The sequence below is a fragment of the Actinoplanes sp. KI2 genome (genome assembly GCF_025630775.1).
Classification (GTDB): Bacteria; Actinomycetota; Actinomycetes; order Mycobacteriales; family Micromonosporaceae; genus Actinoplanes.
The window spans coordinates 230,866-243,436 of sequence record NZ_JAOSZE010000009.1 but is presented as its reverse complement, the minus strand read 5'-3'; the positions used below and the strand labels follow the sequence as shown (position 1 = coordinate 243,436).

The following is a 12,571-nucleotide window of genomic DNA, read 5'->3' as shown; positions in this document are numbered from 1 at the left end:
CGGCGGATAAGCGCATAAGGAAACTCCCGATCGGTGGTGATGACCGTTGTTCATCGCCACCGATCGGGAGTTTTCCAATGGCCGGTCAGCCGAAGAAGTGCCGGCGGACTTCCGGTCGGAACAGGTTGAACGTGGCGTAGCCGCCGACCACCAGCAGAATGATCGCCGCCAGGCCGGTGAACTGGCCGGCGATCGACTTGATGGCGACCGCCAGCGTGGCCAGCTCGGTGACCAGGGCAAGCATCCAGCCGAGCGCCATGCCTCGCCGGAACATCATGGCCGATATCCCCAGCACGATCGGGATGCACACCAGGACCGTGTAGGTGACGTAGAACCTGGCGCCGCTGGTCCCGCCCATGGCATTGGCCAAGAAATGCAGGAGGAACGTCATGAAGAACAGGACGAGCAGCGTCATATACATCTGCAGCAACAGCAGCGCTCGAGTCTGTTCGACGAGTCGCGGCAGCTCCGGCTTGGTCATGGCGAGAATGTAGTGCATGGGGGCCGTAAAATAAACGGGCTCCGGCACAGAAAGAATTGCCGATCCGAGGCTGGTCCGGAGATTAACGTCCGTTTAGGGCCGGAGTGCCCATTCGGCCCGGGAGTGGGGCAGGATTCCGCTTCGTACGGACGACAATCGGCCGCCCCGAAGGGCGGCCGATGTCGATCGTGCGGTCCGGTCAGATGACGAACCGCGACACCAGGGACTTGAGGTCGCTGGACATCTGCGCGACCTGCTCGGCGGCGGCGTGCGTCTCCACCACGCCGGCGCTCGCGACCTGGCTGGCGCCGGCGACCGCCGAGACGTTGCTGGCGATGCCGGCGGAGGCGCCCGCGGCCTCGGTCACGCTGCGGTTGATCTCCTGACTCGTGGCGGTCTGCTCCTCGACCGCGGACGCGATGGTGGTCTGGAAGTCGCTGATCTGCGCGATGACCGCGGTGATGCCGGCGATCGCCTCGACGGCCTTGGCGGTGTCCCGCTGGATCGCCTGGACCTGGTTCGCGATGTCCTCGGTCGACCGGGCGGTCTCCTGGGCGAGGTCCTTGACCTCGGTGGCGACCACGGCGAAGCCCTTGCCGGACTCCCCGGCGCGGGCGGCCTCGATGGTGGCGTTGAGGGCGAGCAGGTTGGTCTGCTCGGCGATGGCGGTGATGGCCTTGACCACGTCGCTGATCTGCGCCGAGGACGCGCCGAGCTGGGTGACCACGGCGGTGGTCTGCTCGGCGACCGTGACGGCCTCGCTGGCCACGCCCGCGGCCTGGCCGGCGTTGAGAGAGATCTCCCGGATGGAGGCACCCATCTCCTCGCTCGCCGCGGCGAGCGCGTTCACGTTCTGCGAGACCTCGTTCGCGGCCCGGGCGACAGCGTCGGCCTCCATGCTGACCTCGTTGACGCCGCCGCCGATGGTGGAGGAGATCGCGGTGAGGTGCTGCGCCGAGGACGCCAGCTCGGACGCCGAGTGGTCCAGCTCGGTCAGGGTCTTACGCATGCTGTCGGTCGCCTGGTTGAGCGACGCCGCCATGGAGCCGATCTCGTCGCGGGACCCGATTTCGACCCGCTGGGTGAGGTCACCGGCGCTGACCCGGTCCAGGACGGCCGCCATCCGCTTGATCGAGCGCACGGTCTGCCGGATCACCGTCCAGGCGACGGCGAAGGCGAGCAGGAGGCCGCCCAAGACGAGGGCGATGATGAACAGCCGGTGCTCGTTGTATGAGGCCTCGGCTGCTGCCGCGTTCTTGGCGGCCAGAGCGGTCTCCTCGTCGATCAGAGACGTGACGATGGCGCCGGCCTTGGGCAGCTGCGGAATCAACTCCTTCAGGGTGACCATGAATTCCTTCTTCTGCCCGGCGGCGGCCGCGGGCAGCAGCCGCGAGTCGCGAGCCGAGCGGAAGTCGGCGAGATACTGCTTCACCTGGGCGGTGCGCGGGTCCTCGGCCAGCGAACCCAGCTCGATGTACCGCTGGAGGGCGCTCTCCTGGACCGCGTCCTCGGCCTTGATCTGCTGGATCAGCGTCGACGCGGCCTGCTGGTCGGCTGCCGTGGCCAGCTGCATGAGGTACACGATGCTGCGCAACGCCGAGGCGCGAAGCGTTTCCAGCGCGGCGGTCGGCAGCAGGGTGTGCTGGTAGGTGTGCCGGGTGGCCTCGTTGGCGCGCTGCTGCGCGACCAGGCCACTCGATGCGGTGCCGAACGCGGTGGCCGCGATCAACGTCATGGCGATCAGGAACTTGACCGCCAGTGGAAGATCCCGCAGGCGGCTCAGCCCGCCACGCCGCTCGGCCGACAGCCCAGACTCACCCATTGGTCACCCTCTTCTGCGTACGCGCATGGTCGTCGCCAGGTCTTGGCGGCGTCGCCACCGTGGTCGGCGTCATAGGCCCCGGGCTGAAACTCTCTGAGCCGGCGCACCCGAACTGCTCCCCGGTGGCACCGCGTCAGGACCATGGGCGGCTGACGAGGACGAGCTGGAGCTCGAAGCGGGCCGTCGGGTCGTGCAGGGCGGAGCCGAGCAGGTCGCGGAGGCGATGCAGGCGGTAGCTGACCGTCTGCGGGTGGACGTAGAGCTCGGCGGCCACCGCGGTGCGCGAACCCCAGTGGCGCAACCAGGACTCCAGCGTGGCCAGCAGCTGTTCGCGCTGAGCGGGGCGCAGCCCCGAGAACGGTGCGAGACGGCGTGCGGAGAGCGCCGCCAGCGCGCCCGGCTCGCCGCGCAGCGCGAGCGCGGCGAAGTGGTCCTCGACGAAGACCGGCTCGGGCCCGGCGCCGGTCAGCTCGGCGGCGCGCTCGGCGAGCCGGACCGCGTCGGGGATGTCGGTCCAGGCCACCGCCGGGCCGATCACCGCCTCCCGGCCGTCCAGGGTCTCGGCCAGCGCGCTGCGCTCGGTGCGCGGGCCGGCGCGCAGCAGGAGCACCGCGTCGCGGGCGCGCTCGGCCACCACACCGTCCGCGGCGAACCGGAACCGGGCGTCGCGGGCCTGGTCCGGTGGGAGCAGGACGGGCACCAGCCGGTCCAGGCCCGGCCAGTCGATCGCGGCCACCGCCTCGCGGGCCGTCTCGGCCGGTACGCCACCGCGCAGCAGCAGATCGGCGGCCCGGCGGCGGCGCCGGTCGCCCTCGCCGGCCTGCTCGCGCAGCTGGCGGGTCAGGCCGTCGGTGCAGGCCGAGGCGAGCTCGTCGACGAAGGCGCTGGTGGCGTCGGCGAGATCGATGATCTCCTCGACGGCGACCGGGCGGGACTCGGCGAGCGACTCCGACGCGGTGCGCAGCAGCAGCCGGGCGGCCGTGCGCAGGGCGCCGAGCAGCAGTTCCGGGCCGCGGTTCTCGCGGGCCTCGGCGGCGCCGAGGGCGACGAAGACCTCCCGGATCCGCGGCGGCAGCGCCGGCTCGTCGGTGCCGGCCAGCTCGAGGAACCGGTCCAGGGCGACCTGGACGGCGGTGCGGACGTCGCGCTCGACCTTGGCCCCGGCGTTGTCGGCGAACGCCGGGTTCATCCGGGTGACCGCGCCGGCGATCGCCGGAACCGCGTCCGGCAGGTGGGGCCGCATGGCGGCCGCCAGGTCGGCCGGCAGGCGCTGCCAAGGGGTTGTCATGGCCAGATTTTGTCACCCGGTGATAAGAACCGGGCCTCAGATTGTTGACTGGGCAACGGTGCTTCATCGCCAGGCCGGGGTGACGATGGGGCCGATACCCCCAACGGATCGGACCCGTCGTGAAGCACCTGATGTCCCGCCGGCACGTGGTCGAGATGTGCCGGACGATGCTCGATCGCGGCTACCTGAAGGCGACCGAGGGCAACGTCTCGGTCCGCATCCCCGGACACGAGCTCTACGCCGTCACGCCGAGCAACTACGACTACGACAAGATGCGGGCCGAGGACGTCTGCATCGTCGACTTCCAGGGCAAGCACGTCCCGGACGAGGGTGGCGCGGGCGGGCTGGTCCCCTCGATCGAGTGCGGCATGCACGCGAACATCTACCGCGAGCGGCCCGACGTCAACGCGATCGTGCACACCCACCAGCCGTACGCGTCGGCCCTGGCCTTCCTGCGCAAGCCGATCCCGGCGCTGACCGACGAGCAGGTCCGCTTCCTCGGCAAGGAGGTCGCGATCATCGACTACGCGCCGTCCGGCACCGGCTTCCTCGCCAAGAACGTCCAGAAGAAGGTCGCGAGCGGGGACAACGCGTTCATCATCGCCAACCACGGCGTGGTGGCGGTCGGCACCGACCCCACCCGGGCGGTGTTCAACATGGCGCTGCTGGAGAAGGTGTCGATCGCGTACCTGATGGCGCTGGCATCCGAGGCCGGGAAGGTCTACACGATTCCGGCCACGATCCGGGAGATCGCCTTCGGCAAGCTGAAGAAGGACGAGAAGCGGATCGCGGCGCAGATCACCGAGGCCGTCGAGCCGATCCGGGTGCCGGAGGACGAGGAGCTGCCCTCGGTCGCGGCCGTGGAGGTTCCGGACACTCCGGAAGAGAACCACGGCTACATGATCAGCGAGTACCTGGACGTCGCCGACACCATGCGACGGCTCAAGGCGCTGGTCGCCCAGCCGATCCGCGGGCTGCGCCACGACGCCCTGCTGGACGTGCTGAACTACTTCGAGAACAAATGCGCGGCCAGCAAGGAGATCACCGAGCGGGCCAAGCGGCGCATCCCCGGCGGAGTCCAGCACAACCTGGCCTTCAACTACCCGTTCCCGCTGGCCGTCGACAAGGCCGAGGGCGCGCACCTGACCGACCGGGACGGCAACGTCTACATCGACTTCCTGCAGGCCGGCGGCCCCACCATCCTGGGCAGCAACTACGGCCCGGTGAACGAGCAGGTGGCCGCGGTGGTCCGGGAGTCCGGCCCGGTCACCGGTCTGTTCCACGAGTACGAGCTGAAGCTCGCCGAGATCATCAACCGGTACATGCCGCACATCGAGATGTATCGGTCGCTGGGCTCCGGGACCGAGGCCGTCATGGCGGCGGTCCGGGCGGCCCGGGCGCACACCGGCAAGAAGATGGTGATCAAGGTCGGCGGCGCGTACCACGGCTGGTCCGACACCATGGTCTACGGCCTGCGCGTGCCGGGCAGCTTCCGGATGAACGCCAAGGGCATCCCGTGGGGCGCCACCGGGCGGACCCGCGAGACGTTCCCGCACGACCTCGGCACGCTCAAGCGCAAGCTGATCGAGAACCGGCTGCGCGGCGGCACCGCGGCGGTCGTGGTCGAGCCCCTCGGCCCGGAATCCGGCACCCGGCCGGTCCCGTACGACTACAACGCCGCCGTCCGCAAACTCTGTGACGAGTTCGGCGCACTGCTGATCTTCGACGAGGTGGTGACCGGCTTCCGGACCGGGCTCGGCGGCGCGGCCGGCTACTTCGGCGTCACCCCCGACCTGACGGTGTTCGGCAAGGCCGTCTCCGGCGGCTACCCGATGGCCGGCGGGGTCGGCGGGCGGGCCGAGGTGATGAGCGTCTTCGGCTCCGGTCTCGACGGCAAGAGCGGCGCGCACATCCAGGTCGGCGGCACCCTGTCGGCGAACCCGCTGTCCTGCGCGGCCGGCTACTTCGCGATCCAGGAGATGGCGCGGACCAACGCCCCGGTCCTCGCCGGGCGGGCCGGGGACCGGCTCACCCGCGGGCTGCAACGCCTGATCGACAAGTACGGGCTGCCGTACGTGGCGTACAACCAGGGCTCGATCGTGCACCTGGAGTGCAGCGGCGTGATGCTGCTGGACATGCGCAGCCCGATCAAGCTGCTCAAGGAGAACAAGGCGCGCAAGACGCTGATGGAGCAGATGGGTGCGGCGTACGCCGCGCACGGCATCATCACCCTGGCCGGTTCGCGGATGTACACCTCGATGGCCGACACCGACGAGGTCATCGACGACGCACTGGCCCGGTTCGACCAGGTCTTCGCCCTGGTTGAGGGAGTCTGAATGGCCCTGCCACCGCAGGTGCTCGCGATCGACCTGGGCACGTCGGGGATGAAGGCGGCCCTGGTCGCCGCGGACGGCTCGGTGACCGGCTGGGCCGAGCGCCCGGTGCCGCTGCGGGTGCTGCCCGGCGGCGGCGCGGAGCAGGACCCGATCGCCTGGTGGGACGCGCTCGCCGAGGTGGTCGCCGACCTCGGCCGGGCCCACCCGGAGCACCTGCGCGCGGTGACCACGATCTGCTCGTCGACGCAGGGCGAGGGAACCATCGCGGTGGACGCCGCCGGTGAGCCGCTCACCCCGTGCATCTCCTGGCTGGACATGCGCGGGGCGGCCAACCTGCGGAAACAGTTCGGCGGGTTCCCGGCGTACGGTGGCATGTCGGTGTTCCGGATCGCGCGCTGGCTGCGGCTCACCGGCGGTATGCCGTCACCGACCGGCAAGGACCCGGCCGCGCACATGCTGCTGGTGCGCGACGAGATGCCGGCCGTCTACGCGAAGACCAGGACGTTCCTGAACGTCCTGGACTGGATCAACCTGAAGCTGACCGGCCGCACGGTGGCCACGGTCGACTCCATCCTCACCTCGTGGGTCACCGACAACCGTAAGCCCGGCGACATCCGGTACTCGCCGGCGCTGGTCGCCGCGAGCGGGATCGACGCGGACAAGTTCCCGCCGATCGTCGCCTGCACCGAGGTGATCGGCACGCTCGCCCCCGGCGCTGCCGATCACCTCGGCCTCCCCGCGTCGGTGCGGGTGGTGGCCGGGGCGATCGACAACACCGCGGCCGCGATCGGCGCCGGCACGGTCCGCGACCACGAGCCGCACCTGTACCTCGGCACGTCGTCCTGGATCGCGGCGCACGTGCCGGCCAAGAAGACCGACGTGACCAGCGGCATCGCGTCCATCCCCTGCGCGCTGCCGGACCGCTACCTGATGACCGCGCTGCAGTCCAACGCGGGCGCGAACCTCACCTGGCTACGCGACAAGATCGTGGAGTACGACGACCCGCTGCTCTCGGCCGGCCACATCAGCCGCGACGAGGGCACCATCTTCGACGCCTTCGACCGGATCATCCCGACCGTGCCGGTCGGCGCCGACGGCGTGCTCTACATGCCGTGGCTCTACGGCGAGCGCGCGCCGGTGGATGACCCCAACCTGCGCGCCGGCTTCCTCAACATCTCGCTGGAGACCACCCGCTCCGACCTGCTGCGGGCGGTCTTCGAGGGGGTCGCGCTGAACACCCGGTGGATGGCCAAGGCGGTGGACCGGTTCCTCGGCGCTCCGGTCGGCAGCATGGTGATCACCGGCGGCGCGGCGCGGTCGAACTCGTGGTGCCAGATCTTCGCCGACGTGCTCGGCATCGAGATCCGGCGGGATGCCAACCCGGTCACGGTCAACGCCCGCGGGGCGGGCTGGATCGGCGCGGTCGGCACCGGGATGATCCAGTTCGCGGACATCCCGGATCTGGCCCGCGCCGACCGTGTCTTCGAGCCGGGCGCGGACCACGAGACCTACAACCGGACGTACGAGATCTACACCGACCTGCACAAGCAGCTGGCCCCGATCTACCGGCGCCTGCACCGGACGGACCGCCTCAACACCCGTCGGTGATGTCGAGGGTGTGGTCCGCCTTGAGCAGCGCCATCGGGTCCTCCGTGTCGCTCGGCTGCGGGGTGGCCGCCGGGCGGCCCGGCGCGATCAGGCCGCGGTGGGCGGCCGCGCAGTCCACCCACGCGCTGTACACCTTCGTGGGGCCGACCCACATGCCCCGGTCGGCGGGCTGCAGGTTCGCCGCCACCGGGAACTCCCAGTTGACCTCGTCGTGCACGGCGGCCAACGGGTGTTCGACCGGGAACACGAAGGCGTACACCCAAATGAAGTTGGTCGTCACGCGCAGCGTGCGCACTCCGCGCGAGATGACCGAGGAGTAGGTCACCCGGCCGCTGACCCGCGGCTGCTCTCGCGGATCGAGCTTGACCGCCGGGTCGATCCAGGTGGCGACCCCCATGAAACTCGCGTCGAAGAACCACTTGGTCACGTCGGCCCGCTGGCTCGGCGCGAGCATCGCGATCAGCCGCCCCTGTCCGTGCCCGGTCAGCATGGTGGCATCGAGGCGTCCGGCGATCATCGCCCGGCGTACCGCCTTCAGGTCGGCGTCGACCTGTGCGGCCGTGAAGCCGGTGACCGCCGCGGCCTTCGGCAGGGTGATGCCGGCCGCGCCCTTCGGATACGTGGCGGCCGGTGTGCCGGTGAACGGGTCCGTCGGGGCCGCGCTCTGCGTGCTGGTCACGGTGATGCCGCTGGGCACGCTTGCTTTCGGGTACGCGCCGGTGGCCCCGCCGTCCTGCCACGCCGACAACATCCGCGGCGCGGCCACCGCGACGAGGCCCGTGACCAGCAGGCCGGTCAGCACCCAGGGCAGCTTCCGGGCCAGGCCGTTCCAGCCGCGTCCGATGCGGACCCGTCGCTCGGTCTTGTCGGCCCAGTCGGCGAGCTGTGCGAACGGATCCGGTGTTTCTTGCTCTGCCATGACCCCCGTGCCCCGGCCGCCGTGTTACGTCGAGGCGCATTATGCGGTACTCGTAGGTCGAACGTGAACGGGGCTCGGCTTGCCTGATCACGTTTTCTTGACACCGCGTCCGGGCGTGGGGCTTGATAATGCCGGACTCACTCGCGGCGACACGGGTCGACGACGGCAAGGAGGCTGCGATGCAGGCCTCTGCGCACATTCCGAACCGATTTAGCGACCTGACGCTGTCGAAACTGCTTCCCCCGCCCGTACGGGCGGGCACCGTGCGCCGCCAGGCGTTGCTGGAACAGCTCGTCGAGGCCGATCCCCGCCGGATCGTCTCGGTGGTGGCGCCCGCGGGTTACGGCAAGACGACGCTGCTGTCGCAGTGGGCCGAGCGCCATGACCAGGCGTTCGCGTGGGTGTCGGTCGACGAGGCGGACAACGATCCCAAGGTCCTGTTGACCTACATCGCGGAGGCGTTGAACGCCGTCGAGCCGCTCGGGCCGCGGGTGTTCGACGCGCTGGCGTCGCCGACCAGCTCGATCCCCGGCACCGTGGTGCCGCGGCTGGCGTCGGCCTTCGCGTCGATGAGCCGGCCGGCCGTGCTCGTGCTGGACGACGTGCACCTGCTCGACGACCGGACGTGCCGGGACGCGCTCTCGGTCCTGGCGGAGAACGTGCCGGACGGCTCGCGCCTCGTGCTGGCCGGCCGGACGTCGCCGCCGCTGCGGATCGCCCGGCTGCGGGCCGAGGGCCGGGTCCTGGAGATCGGCGTCGCCGAACTGTCGCTCACCGTGGCGGAGGCCGGATCACTTCTGCACGAGGCGGGCACGACGTTGCGGTCCGACGAGGTGGTCGCGCTCTACGGCCGTACCGAAGGATGGCCGGTCGGCCTGTACCTGGCCGCGCTGTGCCTGCGTGCGGGCGGCTCGTTCGACCGGGCGGTGGCCTCGTTCGGCGGTGACGACCTGGTGGTGAGCCAGTACATCGAGTCGGAGTTCCTGGACCGGATCTCGCGCCGGCAGCGGCAGTTCCTGACCAGGGCCGCGGCGCTGGACCGGATGTCCGGCCCGCTGTGCGCGGCGGTGCTCGGCGTGGCCGGCGCCGCCCGGACATTGACCGAGCTGGCCGGCTCGAACATGCTTCTGGTGCCCTTGGACCGCCGGGGCAGGTGGTACCGGTACCACCATCTGTTCCGCGACATGCTGCGGGCCGAGCTGGAACGCACCGACCCCGAGCTGCTCACCGCCATCCGGCGCCGCGCCGCCGCCTGGTGCCTCGACCACCAGCGGCCGGAGGAGGCGCTCGAGTACTCGATGGCGGCCGGGGACGCGGAGACCGCGGCCGGTCTGGTCGCGCAGCTCTGGCTGCCGGTCTACTGGCGCGGCCGCCTGGAGACCCTGGTGCGCTGGCTCGCCTGGCTGGAGCGGCGAGGGGTGATCGAGAAGCACCCGATGATCGCCGTCATGGCGGGCTTCCTGCACACCGTCACCGGGCGGCCGGCGGAAGCCGAGCGGTGGGCGAGCCTGCTGAACCATTGGCAGTACGGGCAGCCCGGCTGGGCGGCCGATCCCGCCACCGAGGCGTACACCGCCACGCTGCGGGCCGTCCATTGCCGTGGCGGGCTCGAGCAGATGCGCGCGGATCTGGACGAGGCCGTTCACAAGTACGCGCTGGCCGGCATCGTGTCGCCGACGCCGGCCGTCTACCGCGGGAACGCGTGCATCATGGCCGGCGATCCCGACGGCGCCGACGCGTACTTCCGGGAGGCGGTGGCTCTCGCGGAGCAGACGAAGGCCCAGGAGATCCTGCACGCTGCCCTGTACTCGCGATCGATGCTCGCCATCTCCCGTGGCGAATGGGGCCTCGCGCGGTCGCTGGCCGATCAGGCGCTGGCCGCGGCCCGCGCCCAGCGGCCCGGGAGCGAGGAGATCCTGGTCTGGACCGCGCAGGCGCGGCTGGCGCTGCACCGCGGCGACGCGGACGCCGCCCGGCATGCGCTGGCCGAGACGCAACGCCTTCGGCCGTTCCTCAGCTACGCGCTTCCCTTCTTCGCCACGCACGTCAGCCTCCACCTTGTCCGCCTGCACCTCGCGCTCGCGGACCCGGCGGGGGCCAAGGCCGTGCTGTCCGAGATCGACGAGGTGCTCCGGCATCGGCCCCACCTGGGCGTCCTGGTCGAGGAGGCCGAGGAGCTCCGCGCGGAGCTGTCGGCCGACCGGACGGCGGCGCCGGCGAGCGCCACCGCGCTCACCGGCGCCGAGCTTCGCGTGCTGCCGATGCTCGCGACGCACCTGTCGCTCTCCGACATCGGCGCGGAGATGTTCCTCTCGGTGAACACCATCCGCGCGCACGCGAGGTCGATCTACCGCAAGCTGGGGGCCTCGTCCCGCACCGAGGCCGTCCAGTGCGCCCGCCGGCTGGGCCTGCTCGAGGGGTAGCTAAGGCTTCATCTCGTACGCGCCGACCAGCGCGAGCACCTGCTGCCACACCTGCGCCGTACGGGCGTCGTCCGCGACCGGCCGGCGCAGGTGGGCCAGGGCCCAGGCCGCCTGCTCGTCGGTGGTCGCGGTCTTGCCGTGCAGCTCCGTCGCGTACCCGGAGAAGTCCCGGATCAGCACCGCGAAGATCTCGTCGAGCAGGACCGGGTCGAGGCCGGTCAGCTCGGCCTGCTCGAGGATCAGCTGGCCGTAGACGATCAGCGCGAACAGGTGGCCGACGGCCAGCAGGAAGTCGAGGTCCTTCTGCTGGTCCGCGCTCGGCGCGTGGTCGCGCAGCAGCGTGCGGAAGCCGTCGGCCTGCTCCCGGAAACGGGCCACGTTCGGCAGATCGGCGTGCTTGTCGTAGGCGATCCGCCAGTCGTGGAACCGGATTCCGCCGAGCCCCCGCGCCGGGCCCTGGCGGAACAGGAACTCGTCGTCGGCGGCGTCGTGCCGGGTCGGCACCGGCGGCAGCTCGATCGGGTCGAACAGGTAGTTCGGCATGAACTTGAGGATCAGCGCCAGGTTGACGTGCACGGTGCCCTCGAGCTTCGGCAGGCCGCGGATGTCCATGGCGGCCTTGTCGAAGTAGGTGTCCTTCTCGAAGCCCTTGGCCGCGATCACGTCCCACATCAGGTCGATGACCTTCTCGCCCTCGGTGGTGACCTTCATCTTGGTCATCGGGTTGAACAGCAGATAGCGGCGGTCGTCGGGACCGGCCGACCGGAAATAGTCCACGGCCCGGTCGCTGAAGAGCTTCATACCGACCAGGCGGACGTACGCGTCGGAAAGCTCCCGCCGCACGTGCGCGAAGTCGGTGACCGGCTTGCCGTAGAGCATCCGCCGGTGGGCATGGGTGACCGCCTCGTACATGGCGTGCTCGCAGATGCCGATCGCGGCCGTGCACAGGTTGAACTTGCCGACGTTGACGGTGTTGAGCGCGGCGTCGAACGCGGCCTGCCCGGTGTGCAGGATGTCCTGCTCCCGCACCGGGTAGTCGCGCAGCTCGAAGGTGCTCACGTACATCTGCTTGTTCACGACGTTCGTGATCAGGTGGTAGGCCGGGTGCCGGCTGTCGGCGCCGAAGAAGACGTAGCCGTCGGGGGTGCGGCCGAACACCGAGACGAGGCCGGCGACGTTGCCGTTGCCGATGTAGTACTTGGTGCCGTTGGCGACGTAGCCGCCGTCGGGCGAGGGCGTGAGCACCATGTCGGTGGCGTAGATGTCGGCGCCGTGGCCGCGCTCGGACAGGCCGAACGCCATCACGTGCCCGTCGGCGAGCAGCCGGGCGGCGTGCGCCCGGGCCGCGGGGTTGGCGCTCTGCCAGACCGGGCCGAGGCCGAGCACCGTGACCTGCCACGTGTACCAGTAGTCGAGGCCGTAGAAGCCGAGGATCTCGCTGAGCGCGGCGTTGCGCGCGGTGTCCCAGCGCTTCTGCGGGTCGTCGGCCGACGGCGTCAGGAATGTCGCGAACAGGCCCTCCTTCGCCGCGAAGTCGAGAAAGTCGGAATACCAGGCCCGGTCGATGTAGCTGGCCATGAGCGCCTTCTTGCCGCGCTCCTCGAAGAAGTCGACAGTCGCGCGCAGCAGCCGCCGCGACTCGGCGTCGAGGTGCGTGGGGTCGTACGTACGCGGGTTGAAGATCATGGGCCGGC

At 70.5% G+C, this 12,571-nt stretch carries 8 protein-coding genes; 3 read left to right on the top strand and 5 right to left on the bottom strand.

Annotated features, from left to right (window positions below; genetic code table 11):
- Positions 1-85: 85 nt before the first annotated feature.
- The 3 genes from ODJ79_RS12080 to ODJ79_RS12070 form a co-directional block, all read right to left on the bottom strand.
- Positions 86-481, bottom strand: coding sequence for a hypothetical protein (locus ODJ79_RS12080; protein ID WP_263023475.1), 396 nt, complete (start codon positions 479-481; stop codon positions 86-88).
- A 199-nt stretch (positions 482-680) separates the two neighbouring features.
- Positions 681-2,303, bottom strand: a complete 1,623-nt coding sequence (locus ODJ79_RS12075) for a methyl-accepting chemotaxis protein (protein WP_263023474.1) — start codon at positions 2,301-2,303, stop codon at positions 681-683.
- Between the two features lie 133 nt (positions 2,304-2,436).
- Positions 2,437-3,591, bottom strand: a complete 1,155-nt coding sequence (locus ODJ79_RS12070; RefSeq protein ID WP_263023473.1) for a PucR family transcriptional regulator — start codon at positions 3,589-3,591, stop codon at positions 2,437-2,439.
- 119 nt (positions 3,592-3,710) lie between these two features.
- Here ODJ79_RS12070 and ODJ79_RS12065 point away from each other — a divergent pair, with 119 nt between their 5' ends.
- Together ODJ79_RS12065 and ODJ79_RS12060 are read left to right on the top strand one after the other, a co-directional pair.
- The gene (locus ODJ79_RS12065) at positions 3,711-5,927 is read left to right on the top strand and encodes an aminotransferase class III-fold pyridoxal phosphate-dependent enzyme (protein WP_263023472.1); all 2,217 of its coding nucleotides are present in this window, start codon (positions 3,711-3,713) and stop codon (positions 5,925-5,927) included.
- Positions 5,928-7,535 carry a xylulokinase gene (locus ODJ79_RS12060; protein ID WP_263023471.1) on the top strand — a complete coding sequence of 536 codons (1,608 nt, stop codon included), beginning with the start codon at positions 5,928-5,930 and terminating at the stop codon, positions 7,533-7,535.
- Here ODJ79_RS12060 and ODJ79_RS12055 read toward each other — a convergent pair.
- Positions 7,519-8,454 carry a hypothetical protein gene (locus tag ODJ79_RS12055; protein WP_263023470.1) on the bottom strand — a complete coding sequence of 312 codons (936 nt, stop codon included), beginning with the start codon at positions 8,452-8,454 and terminating at the stop codon, positions 7,519-7,521. The two genes, ODJ79_RS12060 and ODJ79_RS12055, sit on opposite strands and share 17 nt — an antisense overlap.
- A gap of 179 nt (positions 8,455-8,633) precedes the next feature.
- Between ODJ79_RS12055 and ODJ79_RS12050 the strand changes: the two genes are divergently transcribed.
- Complete coding sequence (locus ODJ79_RS12050; RefSeq protein ID WP_263023469.1) at positions 8,634-10,877, top strand: helix-turn-helix transcriptional regulator; 2,244 nt, start codon at positions 8,634-8,636, stop codon at positions 10,875-10,877.
- Here the strand turns inward: ODJ79_RS12050 and ODJ79_RS12045 are convergent, their stop codons facing one another.
- Positions 10,878-12,563, bottom strand: coding sequence for an acyl-CoA dehydrogenase (locus ODJ79_RS12045; protein ID WP_263023468.1), 1,686 nt, complete (start codon positions 12,561-12,563; stop codon positions 10,878-10,880). It abuts the gene before it with no gap.
- Positions 12,564-12,571 lie beyond the last annotated feature (8 nt).